The sequence below is a fragment of the Bacillus cereus genome (assembly GCF_002564555.1).
In the GTDB taxonomy this organism is placed as follows: domain Bacteria; phylum Bacillota; class Bacilli; order Bacillales; family Bacillaceae_G; genus Bacillus_A; species Bacillus_A cereus_K.
Map to the genome: position 1 here is coordinate 283,430 of NZ_NUVD01000015.1, position 26,725 is coordinate 310,154.

Genomic DNA, 26,725 nt, shown 5'->3' on the forward strand with positions numbered 1-26,725 from the left:
CCCCCTAAATAGATACTTCTTGTCCATCTTCTTTTGGCGATTCATCAAAATTCATCTGTGGTGGCTGAACACGGAATAATTTTGTTATATATAGAAGGTATACAATACCTATAATGGTCCATATTCCTCCCAGTATGAGAGACATCTTGTCCAAATCACTCCACAATTTAATTGTTATACATGCACCAATTAGCGGTATTAATAAATAGAGAATCGCAGATTTTAATGACCTTTGCCCCCCCTTAATAAAATAATGTGCAATGACGGAAATATTCACAAATGTAAAGGCGATCAATGCACCGAAGTTAATAAAAGATGTAATTGTAACAAGATCAGTAAATAGTGCCATCAAAGCAAACATACTCACTAAAATAATATTTTTGATAGGCGTTTGAAAACGCGGATGTATATAGGCGAAAAATGATTTTGGTAGTACAGAATCCCTCCCCATTGCATATAAAATACGCGAAACACTAGCATGAGAGGCTAACGCGGATGTAAATGCAGTTACAATCATTCCTGCAAGAAACAAAGCATTAAATAAATTCCCTCCAATCATTCTAGCGATTTCAGCAGCTGCCGTATCTAAACTTTTATATGCCAAATAATCTGGATGTATTAAATGTGCTAGATATGAAACGATAATATAGCAAATACCGGAAAAGCAAATGACAAAGAAAATCGCTTTTGGAATGGTCTTTTTTGGTTGAATTGTCTCCTCTGCAAAAGTTGTTAAAGCATCAAACCCTAAATAGGATAAACAAAGTACAGATGCCCCTGAAAATGCTGCAATTATTGAAGAATCTGGATTCATAAACGGTTTTAATGAAAACAATGTTCCCTCTCCTGTTCCATTAAGAAGTGAATGAATACATAGAGCGCAAAAAACCATCAATACGATATATTGGAATCCTAAAAAAATCATATTCATTGTAATCGTTACTTTTGTTCCTACAACATTAATTACTGTCACAATTATAATCATCGCAATAATCCATATACTAGAAGGAATAGAAGGAAGATATTCCGATAAATAGAGTGAAATAATGAGGAAGTTAATCATGGGGATAAACAAATAATCCATTAAAATTACCCAACCAACCATGAAACCTAATCCTGGACTTAATGACTTTTGCGTATACGTATAAGCTGATCCCGAAATTGGATACGCTTTTGTCATTTGTCCATAACTATATGCTGTAAATAACATCGCACATAGGGCAAGTATATAGGCTGTTGGTATCACTCCTTTTGATAAAGATTCCACTACGCCAAACGTAGTAAATACCGTTAATGGTGCCATATAAGCCAGACCTAGCAATACAAGTGGAAAAAAAGTCAACGAACGCTTCAACTGAATGTCATCTTTCACTTTTCAACCCCCTTCACCTTTGCAACTTATCTATGCAATTTTTGTTCCATTTTGTTACCCTATGGGAAAATCATTATTTTCTCATGTTACAAAGCAAAAAAAAACGGATAAATTCCCCACGGGAAAATATCCGTTGCTGCATAAGTTATGAATACTTGCATACTTTCCGTACGCCATAAATATAAAAAAAGCATCCCAAATTACACATTTAGGATGCTTTCTTTTGTTGTAACGCAAATCAGTTTCTATTCAGTAATCTCATACGATAACAATTCATCGTCACTTCGCCAAGTCGTTGCAATAATTGATAGTTCGCGTATGCTCCGACCGGGGCACCGATGATCGGGACGAGCTGAAGCATCTTCGCTAAATCGATATAGTCTCGGTACTCTGTTTGGAACTTTTCCCAGTCCATATGATTTTCTTCTTCTGTATCCCACGTTTCAATTGCTTTCCATACTTCTTTTCGGTGATCATCACTGGAAAAAGCGAGCTGGAAAACGTGAAGAATAAAGAGGCGTTCTTCTTTGTTACTCGTATCAAATCCGTACAATGTTGCTGCATCGAATAAAAATTTAATTTTAATGCTGAGTAGAAGCGGAAAGTCAGCAAGACCGAGGAGAATCCCACCAGCTCCTGTCCCTGCTCCTTCTGCCGCTGCTACTTTTTTATATTCGTCCATTTTTTTACGAACTTCATCGTCACGTCTTTGCAGTGACCAAGTCGTTTCTTTTAATTTCGGCTTTATAAAGTTTGATCCGGCGCTAATCGTTTGCACCATCATCCGAATCGTTTCTGTTAATACTTTTTGTACTTTCGCCGGAATAAGCTGTTGTACTTTCGTCTGCATTTTTTTTGAGAACCGTGTCATCATAGAAGAATCTTTCATGAATGTAGCTTTCCACTGCTCCAATTCTTTTATAACCTTTTCTTCATACGTAATCATAGGTCCATTCCCTTCAGTTTAAACGCTCAATGCGCTTTGCACTGTATTGATAAACGAAGCCGATACTAAATAATATGCTTACGACAAATAAAATACCGGTCATTATGAAATCTTTCGTCGCAAGTGCAAATAAAATTGTAAATACAATGCTACCGATAATAAGAATCGCATTTAATAAAGCAAGAAAATCTTCCTTCTTCTCGTCTTCCTCTACTGGATACAAATCAAGCCAAATTTTCATGCGGTAATGTTTCCATAGGGGTAATAGCTGATAACCGATTAAGTATAAGAAAATAAGACTTACGATAAAACGTCCATATACAAATGGGATAAAATAAAGAATGACTCCCCCAAGAACGAGTAAACGCACATATAAGCCGAAATAGTTGCCAGATCTTAAGAACGTTCTCGTATATAAGTATAAATATGTACGTTTTTCACCAATCATCGAAAGGATGAAATCAAGCCATTTTCTACGGGATACTTTCTCTTTTAATGCTGGCACGTCAACAAACATATTCGCAATGCGATATAGCAGCATCATTTTTTTACCTTCTTCAGAAATTAAATACTCCCAGTTCAGCGGCTTTCCCTTCACCATTTGATACATGATCGCAAGGTATAACACCATAAGCAGAACGATTACACAGGTAAAAAGAACGGAAGTACGTTCTACAAGGAAATATACAAATAGACCGTTTAAAATAAAACGAATAAACCCATCAGCCCTTTGTATATTTCGATCTGTTAAAAATGACTTTTCCCACGTTACAAATAAATTCCATGCTTTTACAATGACAAGCGCGATTACAATCCATATGTAAGCCGCTCCTGTTTGCTTCATTTGCTGGAAATATAACGGAGCAAGTGCAGCTGCTACCATTGCGATTATGTATAACTGAATCATAAACGTGAAGAAAAATGCCTTTGTGAAGTAAGGCTTTAGCTTTTCTTCAACTGGCAGCAAGTAAACAAGGTCTGCTTCTTTTAATAACGTTTGAATGGATCCGGCTGTTAAAACGATTCCTATTAATACTGCCATCACAAGCGCAGTTGGAAACGAAGGTGTTAACGTTTGTAACCATTGCTGGTAATAATACGCTCCTGCACCGATGATGAACACGAAAATAAATTTCAAATGATCATTAAATACGTATTTACTATATGTACGAACTTCTTTTAGAAAGTGACGAAATCGTTCTTTCCATAATGCTGTGCTATTCATAATCTTCTTCCTTCGTTAACGCAATGTAAATGTCATCTAGCGTCGCACCAGGCATATTAAACTCGGACTGCAGTTCAGATAACGTTCCTTTCGCTCTTACTTCACCTTGATGTAAAATAATGAACGAATCACAATAACGCTCTGCTGTCGCTAAAATGTGTGTACTCATTAAAATGCCTGCACCGCTCTTTTTCATTTGGTCCATCATTTGAAGAAGGGATTGAATCGCTAACGGATCCAGTCCAACGAACGGTTCGTCTACTATGTAAAGAGATGGCTCAACTAAAAATGCGCTCATAATCATTACTTTTTGTTTCATCCCTTTTGAGAAATGAGACGGGAACCATTTCAAACGATTTTTCATGCGAAACTCTTGTAATAGTTGTCCCACACGTTCTTCATATTGTTTTTCATCGACACCGTACGCCATCGCTGTTAACTTCAAATGCTCTTCTAGCGTTAACTCATCATATAATACCGGTGTTTCTGGAATGAATGAGAAGCTAGAACGGTACGCTGTCATATCATCACGAATTGTTTTTCCATTAATTGTGACAGTTCCTTTTTTCGGTTCCATTAAACCGATAATATGTTTAATCGTCGTACTTTTACCAGCTCCATTTAAACCGATTAAGCCGACAAGTTCGCCTTTATTAACAGAGAACGAAACATCTTTTAATACAGGTCGTTTCGTATATCCTCCTGTAACATTTTCTACACGTAATAACTCGCTCATACGACACCACTTTCTTCATTTATATTCATTCTATATTCATCTTACCAAAAATCATGGTGCACTACATAGTATCGATGTCTCCAAAAAAAATTTTAATTTCTTGGCATATATTTTTACGAAAGCGGACATCATAATTAGTGAGGAAGGAACACATTGAAAAAGCAACCACCAATTGATGAGTACAACAACATAGTGAAGCCATCATGAAATGGGGTGTCCATGTTGGACAAAGAAATTTACACATAACCAGATTATTTGTTTCATTTTCGAAACGGGGTGTCTCCGAAAGAGCATATACTGTTTTAAAAAATAAACAATTTCCTTAAAAAAAGATTGCAATTCATTTCACTTGAAAATGGGGTGTCTACGGCAGAAACTTTAGCCGATTTACCATGCATTTCTTAAATAAATGAGGTGTCTGCGAAACGTAAATTACGAAAATGCTTTTTCAATCCCTCTTCAGAAAACAGGAAGCTGAGTCAGCTTCCTGTTTTTCGTGTTTGTTCTCGTATGTAATTATGGTAAAATACGGCTAAGGCTATTTGAAAGGATGAGATCGATGAATCATACAGCAGATAATTGTATTTTTTGTAAAATTATTGACGGGCAAATCCCTTGCTCAAAAGTATACGAAGATGAACATGTACTTGCATTTTTAGATATTAGTCAAGTGACAAAAGGACATACACTTGTCATTCCAAAAGTACACAAACAAGACATTTTTGCGTTAACGCCAGAAATTGCATCTCACATCTTTGCTGTCGTTCCGAAAATCGCAAATGCAATCAAAGCAGAGTTTAATCCAGTTGGCTTTAACCTACTTAACAATAACGGTGAAAAAGCTGGACAAACTGTGTTCCACTTCCACCTTCATTTAATTCCACGCTACGGTGAAAACGATGGTTTCGGTGCTGTTTGGAAATCACACCAAAATGAATACACAATGGAAAGCTTACAAAATATCGCAAGCACAATTGCAAATAGTGTGAAATAGTGACACTATAATAAGAAGTAATACATAACAAGCCAATTTCCTAAAGTGATTAAATATTGCACGGCTTGTTTCTCCACTCAAGATGCCGGGGAATGTATATAGCACGTTTTTCTTTCCCTTGTCTTAAAGATATGCATATTTTTTCACATCATGAATACGAACAAAAAATAAGGAGGTCTCCTTTTATGTCAAAAGCTAAATCCTTTATTACAGGTGTCATTTGCGGCGGAGCAGTTGCTGGACTAGCTGTTCTTTTCTCAACTCCTTCTTCTGGTAAAGACATGCGCGGTAAGCTGAAAGAAAAAGGAAATGATATGAAAAAGACTTTAGCTGATATTACAGCTGATACACAATTATTAAAACGTCAAATCGTTGAAACTGCTTCAGAAGGTAAAGAAGTGTTTCAAGAATTAAAAGACGATATGCAAGACACGCTTTCTAACTGGAAGCAAGATATTTCTCAAAACAAGCGCCATATCGAGAAAGAAATTTTGGACATTCAAAAATCAATCGAGAAACTACAAGAAGCTGTTCCAGAAAAAGCGTAAACAGATTCCTGCTTAGTTTTTTGCATATAACAAATATTTTTTAGATAAATTGACCTTAACACGGCATATCACTTAGATATGCCGTGTTTTTATGCATTTACAATATATGTTATCACCTAACACGTATGGACAACACATGTATTCAAGACTCATAAACCGCTTCCATCGTTATGCATGATTTGTATAGAATATCGTTTTTCCAAAAAATTTTCACAATTCTCACAAAAAGACTTTATTAATTTTTATTTTACTGGCATAATAGATAGTAATGAAAAAGAATGTTAAAGTGGGTGAGTAAATGAAAAGTGGAGAAAAAGATTACTCGGTAAAAGAAGCGATGATTTTCAGCCAACGCATTGCTCAATTATCAAAAGCATTATGGAAATGTGTAGAGAAAGATTGGCAACAGTGGATTAAACCTTACGATTTGAACATTAATGAGCATCACATTTTATCAATCGCTTATCATTTAAAAGGGGCTTCTATTTCTGAGATTGCTAAATTTGGAGTTATGCACGTATCAACGGCGTTTAACTTCTCTAAAAAGCTAGAAGAACGCGGCTATCTTGTATTCTCGAAAAAAGAAGATGATAAACGAAATACGTACATTGAAATTACAGACAAAGGGGAAGAATTGCTACTTCGCTTAATGGAGGAGTATGACCCTGAAAATAATTCTGTGTTTAATGGGGCTCTTGCACTTCGTAATTTTTATGGGAAGTTCCCAGAAAATATCGAGCTGATTGCAATCTTGCGTAATATTTACGGACAAGACTTCATCGATATTTTTGAGAAATCGTTAGAAAGTATTGAGGAGAACTTTACGGAATCCGATCAGAAGTTAGTTAAGAAATAATCTATTTATTTTTTCGCAATCATGCTTAAGAATTCATTCATAAGTGGCTTAAATAAACCTTGTTTTGCTAGCGCTTCCGCAGTTTCGTGTACTTCGAGCTGATGTGGAAGCGCTTTTTCAAATTGATCTAACAGCGCATCGAACAATAAAAGGCCTTCTGCTTTCTCTGCTACGTATTGTTCGTTCAGGTTTTCACAAAGTTTCAGTATACATTCAATATCTTTTTTACGGGCTTTTTTCTTTATGATCAAAGAATAAAATGGACACTTTTCTTCATCAATCATTTTAAATAGTAGGTCTACGTAATATTCAGCTTGTTCTAATCTTCTTACAACGTCCATTTTCTCCCTCACTTTCTAACACAAAGTCTTCTATTTCTGAATTTTGTAACACGAACAAAATATCGTGTGATACAATATATATATGTATTTTAGCCAAAAGGAGGTCTCGCCTCATGACTCTTATAACCGTTGTTTTTGTCGCATTCGCACTTCTTGTTATATTTTACACGAATTTCATGACACATACACTGTGCGAACGAAAACAAATATCTGCGAGCCGCCAACCTGGTGTCTTTCGGGTTATTAATGTATGTATAACAATTTTATTAATTTCTAGTTATATAGAAATTATATTTCATGGAAAGTGAGGAAGGAAAGCCCCTTCCTCACTTTTTTCCTCTATAAGCAAATTATACCTACTATAACCAATAAAATAAACAGTACAAGTAATAAAATAAGTTGAGAATTCATCCCCATCCCCCTCCTCTATTCTGTATATGCGACATTCGCCCAATATGGCACACTTTCAAAATCTGACACGAACTGGTTAAAATTTCTTTATCAATAGGAAAACGAGTCGAAATATGATATATTAAATTTTGTACATATTGCTTATACTATGAAATAAATGACACGCATCTTAACTTTATCCTCAGCCTCGGTAAGCCCTGTTAAGCGCGCTTTACCAATATCAAAAGCAAAAGTATCAGTGAGACTTAATCGGGCTCTTATGAACCAAAATTCATTGGTGTAGGATAAATTAAAAATACATAATAGTAGGAGTGTTTATTGAATGAAGAAAGCTATGCTTGCCTTAGCCGCAACAAGTGTATTCGCCTTATCAGCATGTGGAACATCATCATCATCAGACAAAATTGTTACATCTAAAGCTGGTGACATTACAAAAGACGAGTTCTACACTCAAATGAAGCAAACAGCTGGTAAACAAGTACTAAATAACATGGTTATGGAAAAAGTACTTATTAAAAACTACAAAGTTGATGACAAAGAAGTAGACAAAAAGTACGATGAAATGAAAAAGCAAGTCGGTGATCAATTCGATACACTATTAAAACAACAAGGTATTAAAGAAGAAACGTTAAAAAATAGTGTTCGCGCTGAATTAGCTCAAGAAAAAGCTATCGAGAAAACAATCACTGATAAAGAACTAAAAGACAACTACAAGCCTCAAATTAAAGCAAGCCACATTCTTGTAAAAGATGAAGAGACTGCGAAAAAGGTTAAAGAAGAACTTGGACAAGGTAAATCTTTCGAAGAGTTAGCAAAACAATACTCTGAAGATACTGGTTCAAAAGAAAAAGGCGGAGACCTAGGATTCTTCGGACCAGGTCAAATGGTTAAAGAATTCGAAGATGCTGCTTATAAAATGAAAAAAGATGAAGTAAGCGAACCTGTAAAATCACAATTCGGTTACCACATCATTAAAGTAACAGACATTAAAGAACCAGAAAAATCATTCGATCAATCAAAAGCTGACATCAAAAAAGAATTAGTTCAGAAGAAAAAGCAAGATGCACAATTTATGAACGATCTTATGATGAAAGAAATCAAAAAAGCTGACGTAAAAGTTGACGATAAAGATTTAAAAGATCTTTTCGAAGAGCCAAAAGCTGACGCTAAAAAAGAAGAAAAGAAATAATGAAGTGAAAAAAGCTTGGGATACCCCAAGCTTTTTTATTTTGCATTAATTAAGTTATTTTAGGTAGCAGCAGCAAGACTCTCCCCTCTTTAGATCGTTATATAAATATTGCAACGGGAACGAACATCTACATTAAAAAATAGTTAACGTAAAGACCTATTTCATAGCATACGCCCTACTGAACTAACGCGTAGGATAATTTCACACAGTTTGGCAAGAATATATGCTAAAAAGGTGTACGGAAATGAAAAAAAATTATCAATCTATTTTTCAAAATAGCTGCTTTCTATTTGTTATAAAACACTGGATTGTAGCATACTTTTAATCAAACTTTATTTCAAAGATACAGCTATTATTTAGTAGTGTCTTCCCCACTGATTACAGCATCATTTCATTTTTGTTTATCGATAAAGTGATATACCCCTCGCCCTTATTCCATTCAACACAAAAAAACCTCGATTCGCGCAGCACGGAACCAAGGTTTATCTCATCATTATTGATTAAATTCAAAAACTATGTTAAATTAGTACAGAAACACATTTATCAAGATATAAATAACGTATTTATCCGTATCTTAATTGTACAACAAAATCTATTTTCAGTCAACCTCTATTTTTCACTTTTAAAGGAGTGCTTACGTATATGAATAAAAAACTTGATTTAGAGCAAAAACGATTGGATACCGTAATCGAAACGATTACAGAACAAATTGATAAGTTGGAAAATGAAACTGGCAGACGCCGAGCAGAAGTAATCAACATCCGTAAACATTTCTGGGATGATGTGAAAGTTAATACTGATACTTTTGATGATTATCTTGAAACGGTTATCAATTTAAGACAACAAGCTCAGTCACTCGCTGTAACACAAATTACACATAAGCACACTTTCAATCGACTTGCTGCACTAAAACGTATGCATAAAGCACCTTACTTCGGACGCATTGATTTTACAGAAGAAGGCGATCCTGCCGCAGAGCAAATTTATATCGGTGTCGCTACCCTTACCGATGCAAGCGGCGAAAACTTTCTCATATACGATTGGCGTGCACCTATTTCAAGTGTCTACTATGACTATCCACCAGGGCCAGCTAAATATAATACGCCAGGTGGTGTCATTAACGGAACGGTAGAAAAAAAATTACAATATATTATTCAAGGCGGCGTGATTGATTCTATGTTCGACACGAGCCTTACAATTGGAGACGAAATCCTACAACAAGCGCTCGGAAAAGGTACAAACAAACATATGCAAAGCATCGTTGCGACTATCCAGCGTGAGCAAAATGAAATTATAAGGCACGATGAAGGACGACTACTTATCGTGCAAGGAGCTGCTGGTAGTGGTAAAACGTCGGCTGCTCTGCAACGAATCGCCTATTTACTATATAAATATCGCGAATGGTTAAAAGCAGACCAAATTATTCTCTTCTCCCCTAACTCCATGTTCAATAGCTACGTTTCTAACGTATTACCAGAACTAGGTGAAGAGAATATGCAACAAGTGACATTCCAGGAATATTTAAACCATAGACTGAGTAAGTCATTTGATGTGGAAGATCCTTACGAGCAATTAGAATATATGCTAACTGAAACGAATAGTCCTGCCTATAAAACGAGAAATGCGAGCATTCGCTTTAAAGCATCTACTCAATTTTTTGAGATGATTAGAGCGTACAGACAATCTCTTGAATCTTCAGGCATGTTATTTAGAGGAATGAAATTTAGAGGAAAACCAATTGTCTCTGCTAAACAAATTACAGAACAATTTTACAATACCGACTCCTCCCTCCGCTTCCATAGCCGAATTGAGAAGTTAACAGATTGGCTAAATAAACAAATAGATGAACTTGAAAAAACAGAACTGAAAAAGCCTTGGGTAGAAGAAGAAATTGAACTACTTAGTAAAGATGAATATCAAAAAGCTTATAAATACTTGCAGAAAAAAGGCGAGTTTGACGACAATTCCTTTAATGATTATGAGCAAGAAACGAAAGTACTCGGACGAATGATTGTCCGCAAAAAATTGAAGCCGCTTCGTAAAGGCGTTCAAACATTGCGTTTCATCAATTTCACAGGAATATATAAACAACTCTTCACAGATGCATCATGGGTTACTGGAGAAAAACCGAAAGAATGGGACGACATTTGTTCACTAACCGTAAACATGTTAGAGGAAGGAAAGCTATATTACGAGGATGCGACTCCATTTTTACTTTTAAAAGAGTTAATTGAAGGCTTCCAAACGAACAGATTGATTAAACACGTACTCGTCGACGAAGCGCAAGATTACTCTCCGTTTCAATTCGAGTTTTTAAAACGTCTCTTCCCTGCCGCAAAAATGACGGTACTCGGAGACTTCAACCAAGCGATATTCGCTCATGCAAGTGAAACAGTTGATTTCAATACACTTACGAATTTATACGGTCCAGACGAAACAAACGGCATTAACTTAACTCGTAGCTATCGCTCAACAAAACCGATTATTGAATTCACACGAAATCTCGTACCAGAAGGAAAGAAAATCAACGCATTTGAACGTGACGGTGAGAAACCTACATTGACTAGCGTTTCTGATTACAATGAACTGCATGACCAGATCAGTGCCAAAGTCGCAGAACTACAAAAACAACAGCACAATACGATCGCAATTATATGTAAATCCGCAGCTGAAAGCGCCGCTGCATACGAGGCACTTAGCCATATCGAGAATATTAAACTTGTGAAAAGTAACTCAGCCGAGTATGAGCAAGGCATTGTCGTGATCCCTGCTTATTTAGCGAAGGGTATCGAATTTGACGCTGTTATTATTTACGATGTTTCTAAAGATGTGTACAGCGATGAGAGCGTTCGTAGACTGTTTTACACTGCTTGTACGCGTGCAATGCATGAGTTGCATATGTATAGCGTTGGCGAGGTTAGTCCTTTTGTAACCGGGGCTGATTTGGAGAGTTTTGAACTTATTACACCTTGATATAAATCAAGGTGTTTCTTTTTTATGCAGGACTTACAACTAAAAAATAGAATATATCATTTTAGAAAAAGTTAAGGAGTGAAAAGATGAATCATTATTTCATCGCCATTTATGATGGCGTGTTTCCTGACCAAAAATTACATACTATTTTACAATCTAATCCCACTTTTACTAACCTAAACGTCCGCACCATTTCAATTTCATCACCAAGACCATTCACTTTATTAGTTGGCGAAGAAAACGATACACTCACAACTGGACTTACAGACAAATACCACTTATTAACGAGAAAGTTACAAGAACTAGAAGAACAAGAAAAGTACTATTACGTATATGACTATAAAATTAGAAAAACCATCGAGAATCCTAACCAAAAATGCTTTCCATTAGCCCATATCAATATAAGTGTTACGAAATTCCATCAGATGATTCAAAAAGTAAAAGACTTAAAACGACCGGTATTTGCAGGTTATAACATCATCTCTCATGATGCAGGCATACTTACGCTTGATGTACTTCTCTCTTCACCTTTATTGGATCCTAACACTTCCGAAAAAGATGCGGAAGAATACTCCTATTTACAACAATTAATCGAAACACTTTCTCGTTCTGAATTATGTACTTCTATTAAAGCGAGTGCACTTATTTAAACACGAAAAGAGGGTTATTTATCATACCCCTCTTCTACTATCTATTTACGTTTGTACTTAATCATAATAATGATTTTTTTATATACAGCTTATATAAGTATCAAGGTGTTTTTCTCATTCTAAACGACATATCTTTACGTCGATATACACTCAGCACAATCCCCATTATAAATGCATGAAATAGAGTTGGTATCAATCCGTAGCTAATAAAAGGTAATGATATAGAAGCAATCGGCAATAAGCCTAGAATCATGCCAACGTTATAAATAAACTGGACTACAAAAAGAGTTACTCCACCAACGAGTAGCAATTTACCATAACCATCATTTATTTTATACGATATGGTCATTATTCTCACTGCAAAAAGAGAAAGAATCAAGACAAGAAGCAGCGCAAGTACATATCCATAATAGTAAGTCAAACTCGCGAATACAAAATCAGTATGGGCAGCAGGGATAGACTTTATATTTCCATATGTACCAAACCAATCTGCCGACGACATTATCTCTTTTAAACGAATGTAAATAAACCCTGCGCCACCTGCATCTTGTTCTGGATTTATGTACCCTAAAATTCTAGCCATTCGGTATTCTTTTACCGAGGACCAGGAATAGAACACTCTGATAACAAATAAACAAATTGGTACACTTGTAATAATCAATGCCGTTTTCTTCCCTAACTTACTCCACCAAAGCATAACGAATACCATCGTGATATAGATAAAAATTGGCGAAAGAACCGATACAGTTAAAAATAAATACAAAGAAAATAAATATAAAATCAGAAGATGCCTAATCTTTAACCTACCGTTATTGAAAAAAGAAGCCCAGGCTAATAGAAAGAATGGTACTGCCATTAAACATCCAATGGCAATAGGACCAATTTTGATTAACGCTTCTCCATTCATTGAATCATTTGAAAAATACTTTATCATTAACAGAATGAGTACTCCGATTGTATAAAACAGCCCTCCCATTTTCTCTAACTTCCGATAATCAAGTAGCATCATACCAACAGCTGTTACAATGCCGAGAATAACAAAAATTACTTTGTTCATTAGTAAATCATTCGTATGCCCAAGAGCAATTATCGGTAAAAAACCTAACCCCATAGCAGCCACTAATAAAATAAGCAAAAACCAATCAACCTTTGGCTTATGAAGTTTGTTAAGTTCTTGCCCAAGTTTGACCGGACTTCCCATTTGTTCAACAGCTTTATCTTCAGCAACTTCCTCACTTAACCCTTTTTCCATCCACATATTCTTCGCCTGTTTCATGTGAAAATCTAGTTCAGTTGCCACAAAGCTCTTTGCTTCTTTTGATTTAATATGATTGGTAACTTCGCTTACAAAACGCTCCCCTTTTTTGTTCAATTTTTTCTCACTCCTGTACTAAGCCTTTTAATATAAATCGTGCTTTTGTAGAATCTTTCTCCGCTTTGCGTAACATTTTTCTTCCTTTATCACTTAATTGATAATATTTCGCTCCTGAATGATCCCAGCTAGATTGGATAAAACGGTTCTGTTCTAATCGATGTAATAAGGTGTATAAAAAACCTTCATTCCCTTCGAATTTTTGAATTCCTCTCCCTCGTAATAGTTGCGCCAGTTCGTACCCTGTTTTTTCATTCATAAGAAGTTGCAGCACCGCTAAAGAGATATCTTCTTCCTTTTCTTTTGATGCATTGATTTTTTCGCGTACCTGCTTCCGGTGCTGATCAGAAAAACGCAAATGTTTAAACGTTGTATTCTCCATTGATTTTCGCAGGCCTTTTAATCGATCTTCCATTTGATTATTCCTCCAATCCTTTCTTCAAAAGCTCCTTCGCTTTTTTCATCCTCGTTTTTATCGTATTTTCCTTCACTTCTATTACAATCGCAATCTCTTTAATTGATAACTCTTCATAATAAAATAGATAAATGACTTCTCGATATTTTATCGGCAAACTCATTACTGCAGAAGCAAGCCTATTATCCTCTGCATTTTGAATAACAGTTTGTTCAACACTTTCTTTTTGACTCCCGATATACGTAAATTCATCCTCTGTAACGATTACCTTTTTGTTGTACCAACTTTTTATATAATCCTTACAATGATTAATCGCGATTCTCCACAACCACGTTTTCACATTCGATTTTCCTTTATATGTATGAAGAGACTTATAGCATTTAACAAATATATCTTGCGTTAAATCCTCCGCAATCTCTTTATTATTCACATATGAATACACAAGTTGTAAGACCTCTTGTCCATACTTGTTCATTATTTCATCGATAAGGTCCTCCTTATCTTCTATTTCAAACATCTCTACTGTTAATTCATCCACATCATTTCCTCCTTCCCATATATTAGACGACGCACTCTATGGAAAAGTTTTATAAATACATAAAAAAATACGGATGGTAATGTCCATACCGTTTTGTTAAACCTTTATTTCAAGTTTTATACACGTCATCATAGTCTAGCTCTTCGCTTCATCTCCTCCTCTTCCTACTAAATTAGCATCTTTGTTTTAAAATCCGTCCCAGTAGTTGTCTGCAAATGTTTCAAAGTGATCATTCGTAAAATTAAGTAGATTATCTGTAAATTGTGGTTCATTTGCCATCGCTTCCGCAATTATATCGAATTTACCTCGTGGAATATCACATTATTCTTCCTTTCTCTCCAATAACGATTTTGTTTTCATTTCACCAACACCAATTACCAAATTTTACATAAATACATTTTTTTACTCTTTTAGTATATTAAATATAAGCTTCCTGAAAGCTGTTATACCATTTCCCTGTCCTTATTAAGGACAGGGATTTTTTTATTAAATTCTATTTATAAAATCACTCTAAATAAGGATTTTGTCAAAAACTTACATGCATCTGTTTTTCGTTGTATAATTAAATTATCAATATATTAGGAGTGTTAATTGTGTCAGAAACAATAATGATTTTGTTATACATCTGTTTCGGAATGAGTGCGGTTTTTAGCTTAATTAAGGAATTTCGAAAGCCGCAGAGAAGCCAGTTCTTGATTTTATTTGATTCTTTAATTTTGATAGGAGCTGTATTTTTAATAGCTAGTATCTTTATCTAAATTATATAACGGGCACTCTCCAGGGAGTGAAGCAGCTAGCAAAAGCTAACTGCTTTTTTAATTTTAATAACGATTTTGTTTGATTTTCATCTGCCCATATTAGGATTACTATGATTCAACGCCCCACCCTAGAAACGTCATATAATGAATTCACAAACATCTGAATAGCCCATAAAAAAACCACCTAAAGGCTCCCCTTCAGGTGGTTTTCTTTCTTACGCTAACGCAGCTGCCTGCTCTTGTTGATCTACAGGAATGACAGCGTCTGTTAATGCTTTTTCTAGTTCAGCTGTGTATTTCATTTGCTCTTCTTTGCTCCAGCCTAGTTTCGCAGCCATGTAGTTGATTACTGCTTCTTTCCACTCGTATACCCAGTGAATGTTGAAGAATACAGCGCCTCGGCGGCGTACGAAGAAGTCAACTGGTTTTGCTGTCATTTCGTAATCCATTGCGTATACAAGCGGGATTAGAACGTCAAGCGGCATGTTGTATTCTTTCGCTTCGTTTTTATGTTTTTTCGCTAAGTCGAATAGTACGTCAACGTTAGAACCGTAGAACTTCGCGAATTCTTCTGCTTGTGCTTTCGTTAAACCAGATTTCGTACCTTCGTCTGCTTTTTTCGCAACGAATGCTGGGAATCCGTGTGAACCACTTACATGTCCACCAGAGATTGGCATATGTTTTGTGTCGCTCTTCGGATATGCGCTATGTCCTTCTTTTTGTAGTAAATTCGTTACGTAGTCTACTACCATTTCAGCCATTTTGCGGTATCCTGTTAATTTACCACCTGCGATTGTAATTAAACCAGATTCAGAAGTCCAAATTTCGTCTTTACGAGAAATTTCAGATGCATTTTTACCTTCTTCATAAATTAACGGACGTACACCAGCCCAGCTTGATTCAACGTCTTTCTCCGTAATTTTTACACTTGGGAACATGTAGTTAATCGCATTAATGATATATGTGCGATCTTCTGTTGTCATGTGTGGTACAGCTGCGTCTTTATCATAGAACGTATCTGTTGTACCTACGTACGTTTTCCCGCCGCGCGGAATCGCGAACACCATACGTTTGTCTGGTGTATCGAAGTAAATTGCTTGGCCTAATGGGAAACGTTTTTGATCAATTACTAAGTGAACACCTTTTGATAACTGAAGTACTTTCCCTTTTTTCGAATTATCTTTTTCACGAAGTGTATCTACCCAAGGGCCAGCTGCGTTTACAATTTTCTTACCGTAAACTTCGTATACTTCTCCGTCTAGTAAATCGATTACACGTACTCCGCATACTTTTCCATCTTTATATAAGAAACTGTCTACTTTTGCGTAGTTAACAGCTTTTGCACCATGCTCAATTGCTTCTTTCATTACTTCAATTGTAAGACGCGCATCATCTGTACGATATTCTACGTAGTAACCGCCGCCTTTTAATCCTTCTTTTTTCACAAGAGGCTCTTTGTTTAATGTTTCTTCACGGTTAAACATCTTTCTGCGCTCGCTTCGTTTTACGCCTGCTAAGAAGTCGTATACACGAAGACCAATTGATGTACTGAATGATCCGAACGTACCGCCTGTATGGAACGGAAGTAACATCCACTCTGGTGTTGTTACATGGGGACCGTTCTCATATACGATTGCACGCTCTTTCCCCACCTCTGCTACCATTTTCACTTCAAGTTGTTTTAAATAACGTAGACCACCGTGTACAAGTTTCGTTGAACGACTTGATGTACCTGCTGCAAAGTCCTGCATTTCAAACACAATTGTTGATAAACCACGTGTTGCCCCATCTAATGCAATACCAGAACCAGTAATACCTCCACCAATTACGATCACATCTAACTCTTGCTTATTTACTTCGTTTAATACGTCTTTACGTTGTTTACTTGAAAATTTCATGGTAATTCCTCCCTTTGATAACGAAAAAAGAGACCACAAACTCCGCTATAGATTTCGCCTCTATAGCGCGTTGTGGTCTCTCCAAATCTCCTACCGAATTATTAACTTGTCATCATTATAACACTGTTTATGATTATTTGAAAGCTTTAGTTGCTGCAATTGCCTTTTTCCAGCCAGCATATAACTCTTCGCTTGTTTCCGCTTCCATTGCTGGTGTAAAGCGTTTATCCATATGCCACTGTTCTTTAATTTCGTCTTGGTTTTTCCAATAGCCAACCGCAAGACCAGCTAAATACGCTGCACCTAAAGCTGTCGTTTCGTTGATTACCGGACGCTCTACAGGAACGTCTAACATATCGCTTTGGAACTGCATTAAGAAGTTATTCTTAACTGCACCACCATCAACACGTAATGTGTTCAGTTCAATACCTGAATCTGCTTCCATCGCGCATAATACGTCTTTCGTTTGGTAAGCTAAAGATTCTAGCGTTGCACGAATGAAATGCTCTTTCGTCGTACCGCGTGTTACACCAAACATAGCGCCGCGTACTTCACTATCCCAGTACGGTGTACCTAAACCTACGAATGCTGGTACAACATATACGCCCTCAGTTGATTCAACGCGTGATGCGTATACTTCACTCTCACTTGCATCTTTAAACATGCGCATTCCATCGCGTAACCACTGAATTGCAGAACCTGCTACGAAAATACTTCCTTCTAATGCGTAGTTTACTTTACCATCTAAACCCCATGCAATTGTTGTTAATAGGCCATGCTCAGAAGCAACTGCTTTTTCGCCTGTGTTCATTAACATGAAGCAACCAGTTCCGTAAGTGTTCTTCGCCATACCTTCACCGAAACAAGCTTGTCCGAATAATGCCGCTTGTTGGTCACCAGCTACACCTGCAATCGGTACATTTTTGCCGAAGAAGTGATAATCAACTGTTTCTCCATATATTTCAGATGATGGACGTACTTCTGGAAGCATGCTCTTTGGTACTGATAACATATCTAGAAGCTCATCATCCCACTGTAAGTCGTGAATGTTAAACATTAATGTACGTGATGCGTTTGAGTAATCTGTTACGTGCGCTTTACCACCAGATAGTTTCCATACAAGCCACGTATCAATCGTTCCGAATAACAGCTCGCCGTTTTCCGCTTTTTCTCTAGCACCTTCAACATTATCTAAAATCCATTTTACTTTCGTACCAGAGAAGTATGCATCAATTAAAAGACCTGTTTTTTCGCGAACCATTTCGCTATAACCTTTTTCTTTTAACTCATCACAAATTTCAACTGTTTGACGAGATTGCCATACGATTGCGTTATAAATTGGTTTGCCAGTCTCTTTATCCCATACAACCGCTGTTTCACGTTGGTTCGTAATACCAATACCAGCGATTTGTTCTGGTTTTACATCCGCTTCGCTCAAGCAAGTTGCGATAACTGCTAAAATAGATCCCCAAATCTCTTGTGCGTTATGCTCTACCCAACCTGGCTTTGGAAAATGTTGTGTAAACTCTTTTTGAGCTGAATGAACAATTTCACCTTTTTTATTGAATAGAATTGCACGTGAGCTTGTTGTTCCTTGGTCTAATGAAAGAATATATTTTTTCATATCGGTTTCCCCCTTATGCTACTTTTCTACTATTTGTATTACTTTCGCTTTTTTTACTTGTCATATAAGAGATTGCTAGTACAATCACAGTTGCAATAATCACATAAATAAGTGCTGCATTTTGTTTTCCTTCAAATACAACTTGATGGAATAAACCTGCAAGCGATCCACCTAAAATCGGACCTACTACTGGAATCCATGCATACTTCCAGTTTGAACCGCCTTTTCCTGCAATCGGAAGGAAGAAGTGCGCAATACGCGGACCTAAATCACGAGCCGGGTTAATTGCGTATCCTGTTGTTCCACCTAATGATAAACCAATACTTACAATTAAGAAACCTACGATAAATGGATTTAAACCATCTGCAAATTTATTTGCTCCAATTGCTAATATACCAAATACTAAAACGAATGTTCCAATCATTTCACTCAAAAGGTTTGCAAATGTGTTCGGAATTGCTGGACCTGTTGCAAATACACCTAACTTTGTTCCTGGATCTTCTGTTTCTTTCCAGTGTGGTAAGTAATGTAAATATACAAGAACTGCCCCGATAATTGCCCCAATCATTTGTGCTGCGATGTACATTGGTACGTCACTCCACGGGAACGCTCCCTTAAAAGCAAGTCCTATCGTTAAAGCTGGATTCAAATGTGCCCCACTAATTGATCCAACTGCATACGCTGCTACCGCTACCGCTAAGCCCCAGCCCATTGTAATAACAATCCAACCAGAATCTTTTGCAAACGACTTCTTTAAACTTACACCAGCGCAAACGCCGCCACCAAGTAAGATTAACAACGCAGTCCCTATTAACTCTCCTAAAAATGCTGACATAGTATCCCTCCGCAATCAATTTAAACATTTTCAAATGTGATAGAAGTAAAATGAATGGCCATTCGTTTTTTTCAAAAGAAAAAGACCCACAGCTTACATGCTTCTATATAAAAGTATATAGAAACAATAAAATGTGGATCTCTTCTTTTCTCCGTCACGTTTATTAACTTGTCTATAATGTTAACCTCTCGTGAAAGCGGTGTCAACAGAATTTTTTCACATTTCCGTCACTTTTTTTGGTAATGTTTCCATAGTTCTTTCTTCGATGTCGTAATCGCTGTCGCACCAGCATTTAACGCTCTTTCCACATCACCGACAGTACGAATGAAACCACCCGCCAAAATCGGCACACCAGTACGCTCTTTCACTTCAGCAATCACATCCGTTAACGCTCCAGGAAGTACCTCTATATAATTCGGCTTCGTTTTTTCTAGCAAATTACAGCTCTTTTCCATCGCACTAGAATCAATTAAAAAGATGCGCTGAATTGCGACAACACCCTTTTGCTTCGCCTTCATAATTACGCTCGCCTTTGTCGATAATAACCCGTATGGTTTATATTCTTGGCATAAAAACTCCGTCGCATGCCCATCACTTTGTAATCCATGGATCAAATCAACATGTAAAAATACCTTTTTATTATGCTGCTTCGCAAGTGACACAACACTCTTCAATTGCCCGACATGAATATCTAAAATAACAATATACTCATACGAACTATGTAATAGCTTTTCCAAATCTTTAATTTGCCTCACTGCCGGCAAAATCTTTTGTTCATGAAATTCCATTCTATATATCCCCTTCCCGTCTATTCTTTATAGTACACAATTTGAGTGGAAAGAACAGCTAGTGTAGGGAAATTTTTTTCAATTTACTCACATAAACAAAAACGCTATCCCTTCCTATACTTCTATAGAAAGAACAGCGCACATATCCATCTTTATCCATCCGTTTTCGGATTATATGAAAATCCCGGATACTTCACAACAGGCCACTTTTCCTTGCGCAAAGAATCCATCAATTGCGGGCCAACATGTACATTACTCTCCACTATTTCTTTAGGAGTTAGTGCCATCCATTGATTTAACGATACATCTTCAAAGCGATTGCTTCTGAACATCTCTAAAAACCATAATGTTTCATCACCTGTATTTTGAACATAATGTCCCGTCGCAAACGGTACATATCCGACATCCCCAGCTCTATAATCAAATGTACGAGCTATACCATTTCCAAGAAACACAGTCATTCTCCCTTGCCCCGTCAAATAATATTGCCACTCGTCATTGTTCGGATGCCAATGAAGTTCTCTCATTCCTCCAGGCTCAATCTCAACAAGTGCTGCTGCAATTGTTTTTGAAATAGGAAAATTTGTAGAATCTACAATTCGGACACTACCACCAGGGGTCTTAATCGGTTTTTGTTTTAATAGTTCGTGTTTAAATGTTAAAGGAACTTCGCCTTTTGGTGACTGAACTTCCTGACTTTCAAGCGAGCCTGGCACCTCTCCTTGATAAATATAAACTTGATCTGAAGGGATAGAAGTAAAAGCACTTTCTGGTACGCCGAAGTTAGCAGACAGAACCTCTTTTGGCGTATGTGCAAACCAGTCGGAAATAGCTAAAGTGGAAAGATCAGAAAAATGTCCATCATCGAAAACAAGTAGAAATTCACAATGTTCCAGCCCTTGAATGGAATGCGGAATGCCAGGCGGGAAGTACCAAAGATCACCCGGGCCAACGTCAGCAATGAAATTTCGCCCATCTTGATCAACTGCCGTTATTCGTGCCCGTCCTAAAAGCATATACGCCCACTCTGCCTCTTTATGCCAATGAAGTTCACGTATTCCTCCGGCCGTTAAACTCATATTTACCCCAGCAATTGTAGTCGAAACCGGCAGTTCCCTAACCGTAATCTCCCGAGACCACCCGCCTTGTTTTAAAATCATAGAAGTATCTGAGAATGAAAACTTCAAGTTAGGAACTAATCCAGCATCAGTTATAGGTGGAACGAGCATATTCGGATTTTGAATATCCCGCATAACATTACGTGGTCCAGAATCAATCGCACCTGCTCCATCGCTGCGGATTGGTTGTGGTACACTCCCTCCCGCTTCATTAACAGTACGTTTTTTCATCGTAACGCTCCTTTTTCATCCGATTATGAAGTAAAAAGCCTCCATCATAGTGTATGAGTTGGGCTTTGGATGGTTACATTTGAATCGTAAAAAAGACCCACCTACTATTGAATTATTGAAGCATTCTGTCCTCAACATTACATCAGATTCGCATCAAAAATGTAAATCCTCATTTTCCTGGTATTGCCCTTTATCAAGTCTTTGTCTTATAAATAATGTAACTGCCGCAAAGGTTAAGGAATAATTTCTGATCATCCAATTCCTATGGTCTTGAATTTTTTTATTCTTAATTCTAATTAACGCTTGATATGCTGATGTTAGCCAAAATACGGATAACAGGCCGAAGCCAAGCTTTGCTACCAATCCCCCCGTAGCGTAAAAAGCTAAGTACAGTCCTGAAACGCCTCCTAACAATATACCAACCATATAGATCCTCCCAACTATCCGATGGCGGTTGATATTCTTTTCTCTAAATTTTTTGGATAATGTAAACGGACCAATTACTAATGCTACTACGCTAGTAGTAATATGTATAAATAACATAATATACCAAAAACTACTTAGTTTAGATATATACATAAGCTTCATTTTTACAAGTCCTGTTTGAAACCCATCCATAATAAAATATTGGACAACAACATAACTAGATACTAAAATAGCTAAAAAAGTAAATATAAACCAAATTCCCCTATTCAAATTCGACTGCCTCCTTGCTACATGTAAAGACATTAGATTATATATTACTGTTCATTCTGGGGAAAAATAAAAAAGCCTTTTTTCATTGTCTATTCAACACATTGTATATAAATACCATCAATAAAAGTTCATGATGAATCTCGTATATATGTAAAATTAAACTTCTATAAACTTAACTTGATGGACATGTACTTCCTCCCCTCAAAAGAAAAAAAGACTACCAACCTAGATGTAAAGTTCTACTAGGTGGTAGCCTTTCAAAATTTCTATTAAAGCAGTACCGAATCCTTATCACTACTCTGATTACGTTTCTCGCGTTCTTCTTCTAAGCGTTTCATGTAAACTTCGCCTTCTTTTTCAATAAACTCATTATCCATCTCTTGCTCTTTTTTCGAAGTATATAAAACCATGTAGCCACTCAATACAATCCCAACGATTACAAGATAAATCCACCATGGTAAAATTTCCACTTTCGTTCATTCCTTTCCTTAGACAAGCCTTATTAGTTTCACTGTATGAGGAAAGGAGTGGATTTATGCTTAAATTTTTACTGTGGATGCTTCGCGAAAAACGCTTGTACATATTCCATAAACTCGATTGGTTCCTGACGAAACGGTGCGTGGTATCCTTTTTCAATAATATGAAACGTACTATTTGCAAATAACTGGTGATACAGTTCGCCAGTTTCCCAAGAAACACTCTTATCATGTCGGCCCCATAAAATTAAAGTCGGCACCTTAATTTTATCTGCTTCCATCGCAATGCGGCGTTCTCTCATTTTCGTAAGCTGATCATAATGCTCTTTATCATCGCGACTATTTTTCACTGCATCTTTATTATAATCCGTAATCTCTGTTACCGTTTGTAAATCTGTTGATAGCGGCGGCACTGCATAACTTTCTTTTTGCTGGAAAGACTCAATTCCTGTAGAGTCCGCTAAAATAAGATGCGTCACTGCCTCCGGATATAAATACGCTAAATTTAGGGACATCTCTCCGCCCATAGAATGACCGAGCACCGCAAACTGATCGTATCCGAGCTTCTTCATTAACTTATAATATAAATTCACTTGTGCAGGAAACGAATACTCAAAATCAATCGGCTTAGAAGAACGCCCAAACCCTAAAATATCAACCGCAATAATCGTATGGTCTCGTGCAAGTTCCGGATAAATATCACTAAACCCATCAGAAGAACCACCAAACCCGTGCAGCATAAGTAAAGGCGGCTTCCCTGCGCCAATTTGTTTAAAATAAATCGTCTGTCCATCAATCTGCGCCATACTCTCTTTCGTATTCAGCTTCATCATAACAGTATCTTTCACTTCCTCGACCTTCGCAATTGGCTTATCGACGAAGTTACATACTATAAGCAAAACGAGCACAATACCGCTAATCATATAAAATTTAAACCGTTTCAAATTTACGTCTCCTTTCTCTTGTTGCTATTTAAAGTTTTTACATTTTTTGGTTGTTTTATGTTTTCTTTTTAACTGTAATCATATTAGTTACAGTTATATTAAAAAAATACGACTCATTTCTATTACTGATGGTTATTTTGTAACCATTATAGTTACAAATAAAAAGCAAGTCAATTATTTCATTCAATAGGATAGACCTAGTACAAGCGTCGCTGTAACTAGGTACAAAGTAAAGTGGCTTTTTCTTCTTATCATTTACTAGACTTTCAAATGATACTAAGGTTCAAAGCCATTCATGCACAAAAATTATATCGTCCAGATGTAGGGATGCAAGACTTATGTCTAAACTTGTAGCCAGTTTTAACTCCAGCAATCCGTTAGCGAAAATTTGAAGAAACACAGAAGTAAAAAACTTCGTGTTTCTTCTTTACTATATTTATTAGAAACCACTTTGCACTTCCCAGTACAGTTGCTCCTTCTAGCCCTCATTAAACAAAGTAAAACCAACTGCATACAAGGGGCCTTTCGTCATAAGCTTCACTAATTGTTTTGCAGTATATTTCGGTGAATATTTCATATCATTTTGAAGCCACCAAATTGCCATCCCAACAACGCAGGAAGTGATGAAATGGAATACCATATCCTTTGGAATATCTAAGTCGTGATCTTCAATTTTAAGCTCAATGAAATTCTGTTCGAGATTATCCATAATAGTCTGCTGCATTTTCAGGTTAAAATCATGAATGCCATGAGGTCCAAGCATGCTTTTATAAAAGTCTGCATGCTTTAATATACACTCAAATATGGATTGTAAAATTCCCTCAAATTCCGAAAAATCTATTTGCTGTCCCTGCACATGAGTATATAGAACCATCTTACTTGTCAATTCTCCTAGTACATTTTCACTAAGCTTTGTTAACAAATCTTGTTTATCCCTGTAATGTGAGTAAAATGTCGCCCGATTAATAAGTGCCTCATCAGTGATGTCTTGAATGGTAATAGCATCGTATCCCTTTTCCGCTATCAGTTTAATAAAAGCATCATATATAAATTTCTTTGTCCGAATAATCCGCAGATCCGCTTTTTTCAACACCTTATACCTCCCTGTTCGTTATTGCCATTATAAACAACAGATTTCATTCTTTTGTTTTTTATCGTACATTCCCGCCTTAATTGTAAATTGAATTGTTTAATAAAAACGATATAATTACACTGTAAACAACATGCATTTATTATAAACTACACATTGTTTGTTATCTATCATTTTGTTAAATAAATACTAGGAGGAATAATTTTAAATGCTTACAATAAGGCAATTTTTCAAACAAAAGATGGTTCTAGGTGGCTTGTTAGGCATTATGGTTGCTGTTACCATCGCTAGTTTTGCTTTTATGGGATCAACTGTTAACCCTGTACCTAAAAACTTGCCAATCGCTATAGTAATACAGGATACAGGTGTGAACTTACCAGGACAAGGAAGTGTAAATTTAGGAGATGAAATAAAAAAGCAAATTCTACAAAATAAGCAAAGCCAAGTTAAATGGACGTTCTTACAAACACAAGAAGATGTATTGCAAGGGATGAAGGATAAGAAGTATTATGCTGCCATTATGTTTCCACCAGAAATGTCCCAGCAACTTGTATCGCTGACCACACCTAAGGGGGAACAACCTGAGGTACAAGTCTTGGTGAATCAAGGAATGAACTATACTGCCGCAACGGTTTCGAGCCAAATGATTGATAAGTTCATTGGAGCGATAAACGAAAATATCCGTAACACCTTATTTAATCAGATTTCACAAAGCAATATGACACTAACAACTGAACAGGCAAAGTTATTAGCCAACCCATTTATTATTAAAACGGAGTTGATTCATCCAGTTCAAGCACACACAGGTAATGGAAATATCCCTATTATGCTGACGCAAATCTTATGGATTACTACTCTTATCAGTTCTTTAGTCTTATTTATAGCTGTCCAAAAGTTTACAAACGGACGCGTTACAGGAAAATCAGTCTTATCACAGGTCCTTGCAGGTTCTGTTTTCATGACAGTAATTGCAAGTTTAACCCTTTTCATTGCTCATACTATACTCGATGTATATATACCGAACGAAGGAGAAATTTTCTTATTGTTACTTTTCTTTGGTTTCATGTTCTTCCTTCTGCAAAGTGCAGTACTCAACTGGATTGGGCGTGTCGGGGTACCAATATTAATGGTAGTCTTCTTCTTTTCTATGCCAGTCTTATCGCTGGCACACGAATTTCTTCCGGATGTGACAAAACATTGGTTGTATTCTTGGACTCCTTTTAAGTACAGTGTAGAAGCATTTCGTAGCAGCTTCTTCTTTGGAGGGTACAGGGTAGATTCATATGTTCAGACGATGGGGCTTCTTGGACTTGTATCTCTTATCATTATGATACTAGCTGTATTCAAAGGGAAAGATAAACAAAAAGGTTCTTTATCTACTGAGTCAGTGTAGAGAGAGTAGATCTATAGCCAAAGAGATACAAGGAATTCCCCTTGTATCTCTTTGGCTATCATGAGCTCGCCTTTATTCAGCATCATTAAAAAGGAAATGAAATATCACAAAATCCCATTTATCGGATAATACATTAGAGAACATCTGAGGAAACGGGCCTTAGAAACCTCACAATTTATTAATCCACTATATTTTATATAAATGATATCACGAACTAGAGTAGCAACTTGTGATTCTCCTTAATAGAAAAGCTAGGTTACAGCTTCCATATACGAACCCTATATTTAAGAAAGAATAGGTGAATTTTA

General features: G+C 36.6%; 25 protein-coding genes. 8 read left to right on the forward strand and 17 right to left on the reverse strand.

What is annotated here, in order from left to right:
* Positions 1-4 precede the first annotated feature (4 nt).
* The 4 genes from COI75_RS08535 to ecsA form a co-directional block, all read right to left on the reverse strand.
* The gene (locus COI75_RS08535) at positions 5-1,372 is read right to left on the reverse strand and encodes an APC family permease (protein WP_098448310.1); all 1,368 of its coding nucleotides are present in this window, start codon (positions 1,370-1,372) and stop codon (positions 5-7) included.
* A 238-nt stretch (positions 1,373-1,610) separates the two neighbouring features.
* Positions 1,611-2,318, reverse strand: coding sequence for an ecs operon protein EcsC (ecsC, locus tag COI75_RS08540; protein ID WP_000634118.1), 708 nt, complete (start codon positions 2,316-2,318; stop codon positions 1,611-1,613).
* A 13-nt stretch (positions 2,319-2,331) separates the two neighbouring features.
* The gene (locus COI75_RS08545; RefSeq protein ID WP_098448311.1) at positions 2,332-3,543 is read right to left on the reverse strand and encodes an ABC transporter permease; all 1,212 of its coding nucleotides are present in this window, start codon (positions 3,541-3,543) and stop codon (positions 2,332-2,334) included.
* Positions 3,536-4,279 (reverse strand): ABC transporter ATP-binding protein EcsA, encoded by a 744-nt coding sequence (gene ecsA / locus COI75_RS08550; RefSeq protein ID WP_001292600.1) that lies wholly within the window; start codon positions 4,277-4,279, stop codon positions 3,536-3,538. Before ecsA ends, COI75_RS08545 begins: the two co-directional genes overlap by 8 nt.
* Positions 4,280-4,838: 559 nt before the next feature.
* Here ecsA and COI75_RS08560 point away from each other — a divergent pair.
* The 3 genes from COI75_RS08560 to COI75_RS08570 all read left to right on the forward strand — a co-directional run bounded on the left by COI75_RS08560 (position 4,839) and on the right by COI75_RS08570 (position 6,677).
* Positions 4,839-5,273, forward strand: a complete 435-nt coding sequence (locus tag COI75_RS08560; protein ID WP_001016831.1) for an HIT family protein — start codon at positions 4,839-4,841, stop codon at positions 5,271-5,273.
* Between the two features lie 185 nt (positions 5,274-5,458).
* On the forward strand, positions 5,459-5,821 hold the full coding sequence (locus COI75_RS08565) for a YtxH domain-containing protein (RefSeq protein ID WP_000030305.1): 363 nt from the start codon (positions 5,459-5,461) through the stop codon (positions 5,819-5,821).
* Between the two features lie 298 nt (positions 5,822-6,119).
* A complete protein-coding gene (locus COI75_RS08570; protein ID WP_000834922.1) occupies positions 6,120-6,677 on the forward strand; it encodes an HTH-type transcriptional regulator Hpr in 558 nt (185 codons plus the stop codon).
* Between the two features lie 5 nt (positions 6,678-6,682).
* Here COI75_RS08570 and COI75_RS08575 read toward each other — a convergent pair whose 3' ends face one another.
* Positions 6,683-7,018, reverse strand: coding sequence for a DUF1878 family protein (locus tag COI75_RS08575; protein ID WP_000383645.1), 336 nt, complete (start codon positions 7,016-7,018; stop codon positions 6,683-6,685).
* A gap of 113 nt (positions 7,019-7,131) precedes the next feature.
* Between COI75_RS08575 and COI75_RS08580 the strand changes: the two genes are divergently transcribed.
* From COI75_RS08580 to COI75_RS08600, 4 genes are all read left to right on the forward strand, one after another.
* Complete coding sequence (locus tag COI75_RS08580) at positions 7,132-7,326, forward strand: hypothetical protein (RefSeq protein WP_000172692.1); 195 nt, start codon at positions 7,132-7,134, stop codon at positions 7,324-7,326.
* Positions 7,327-7,751: 425 nt separating this feature from the next.
* Complete coding sequence (gene prsA, locus COI75_RS08590) at positions 7,752-8,618, forward strand: peptidylprolyl isomerase PrsA (protein WP_000710040.1); 867 nt, start codon at positions 7,752-7,754, stop codon at positions 8,616-8,618.
* A 642-nt stretch (positions 8,619-9,260) separates the two neighbouring features.
* The gene (gene helD, locus COI75_RS08595; protein WP_001035424.1) at positions 9,261-11,591 is read left to right on the forward strand and encodes an RNA polymerase recycling motor HelD; all 2,331 of its coding nucleotides are present in this window, start codon (positions 9,261-9,263) and stop codon (positions 11,589-11,591) included.
* 86 nt (positions 11,592-11,677) lie between these two features.
* Positions 11,678-12,241 (forward strand): hypothetical protein, encoded by a 564-nt coding sequence (locus COI75_RS08600; protein ID WP_098448312.1) that lies wholly within the window; start codon positions 11,678-11,680, stop codon positions 12,239-12,241.
* Positions 12,242-12,341: 100 nt separating this feature from the next.
* Here the strand turns inward: COI75_RS08600 and COI75_RS08605 are convergent, their stop codons facing one another.
* From COI75_RS08605 to COI75_RS08670, 12 genes are all read right to left on the reverse strand, one after another.
* Complete coding sequence (locus COI75_RS08605) at positions 12,342-13,613, reverse strand: FtsW/RodA/SpoVE family cell cycle protein (protein ID WP_098448313.1); 1,272 nt, start codon at positions 13,611-13,613, stop codon at positions 12,342-12,344.
* A 7-nt stretch (positions 13,614-13,620) separates the two neighbouring features.
* Complete coding sequence (locus COI75_RS08610) at positions 13,621-14,028, reverse strand: PadR family transcriptional regulator (RefSeq protein ID WP_098448314.1); 408 nt, start codon at positions 14,026-14,028, stop codon at positions 13,621-13,623.
* 4 nt (positions 14,029-14,032) lie between these two features.
* A complete protein-coding gene (locus COI75_RS08615; RefSeq protein ID WP_098448315.1) occupies positions 14,033-14,566 on the reverse strand; it encodes a sigma-70 family RNA polymerase sigma factor in 534 nt (177 codons plus the stop codon).
* Between the two features lie 973 nt (positions 14,567-15,539).
* Positions 15,540-17,222, reverse strand: a complete 1,683-nt coding sequence (glpD, locus tag COI75_RS08630) for an aerobic glycerol-3-phosphate dehydrogenase (protein WP_000672794.1) — start codon at positions 17,220-17,222, stop codon at positions 15,540-15,542.
* A 133-nt stretch (positions 17,223-17,355) separates the two neighbouring features.
* Positions 17,356-18,846: a glycerol kinase GlpK gene (gene glpK, locus COI75_RS08635; protein WP_000759985.1), complete on the reverse strand. Its 1,491-nt coding sequence runs from the start codon at positions 18,844-18,846 to the stop codon at positions 17,356-17,358.
* Between the two features lie 13 nt (positions 18,847-18,859).
* Positions 18,860-19,681: a glycerol uptake facilitator protein GlpF gene (gene glpF, locus COI75_RS08640; protein WP_001272185.1), complete on the reverse strand. Its 822-nt coding sequence runs from the start codon at positions 19,679-19,681 to the stop codon at positions 18,860-18,862.
* Positions 19,682-19,908: 227 nt separating this feature from the next.
* Positions 19,909-20,469, reverse strand: a complete 561-nt coding sequence (glpP, locus tag COI75_RS08645) for a glycerol uptake operon antiterminator GlpP (RefSeq protein WP_000394291.1) — start codon at positions 20,467-20,469, stop codon at positions 19,909-19,911.
* A 152-nt stretch (positions 20,470-20,621) separates the two neighbouring features.
* A complete protein-coding gene (locus tag COI75_RS08650; protein WP_000747524.1) occupies positions 20,622-21,818 on the reverse strand; it encodes an oxalate decarboxylase family bicupin in 1,197 nt (398 codons plus the stop codon).
* Between the two features lie 153 nt (positions 21,819-21,971).
* On the reverse strand, positions 21,972-22,514 hold the full coding sequence (locus tag COI75_RS08655) for a DUF2306 domain-containing protein (protein WP_001079324.1): 543 nt from the start codon (positions 22,512-22,514) through the stop codon (positions 21,972-21,974).
* Positions 22,515-22,783: 269 nt separating this feature from the next.
* Entirely contained in the window at positions 22,784-22,984 is a 201-nt protein-coding gene (locus tag COI75_RS08660; protein ID WP_000404438.1) for a sporulation YhaL family protein, read from the reverse strand.
* A 77-nt stretch (positions 22,985-23,061) separates the two neighbouring features.
* Positions 23,062-23,934 (reverse strand): alpha/beta fold hydrolase, encoded by an 873-nt coding sequence (locus COI75_RS08665; protein WP_000819474.1) that lies wholly within the window; start codon positions 23,932-23,934, stop codon positions 23,062-23,064.
* A 478-nt stretch (positions 23,935-24,412) separates the two neighbouring features.
* A complete protein-coding gene (locus COI75_RS08670) occupies positions 24,413-25,027 on the reverse strand; it encodes a TetR/AcrR family transcriptional regulator (protein ID WP_000913194.1) in 615 nt (204 codons plus the stop codon).
* Between the two features lie 205 nt (positions 25,028-25,232).
* On the opposite strand from COI75_RS08670, the gene COI75_RS08675 reads away from it, so the two are divergent.
* Positions 25,233-26,417 carry a YhgE/Pip domain-containing protein gene (locus COI75_RS08675; protein ID WP_098381225.1) on the forward strand — a complete coding sequence of 395 codons (1,185 nt, stop codon included), beginning with the start codon at positions 25,233-25,235 and terminating at the stop codon, positions 26,415-26,417.
* Positions 26,418-26,725 lie beyond the last annotated feature (308 nt).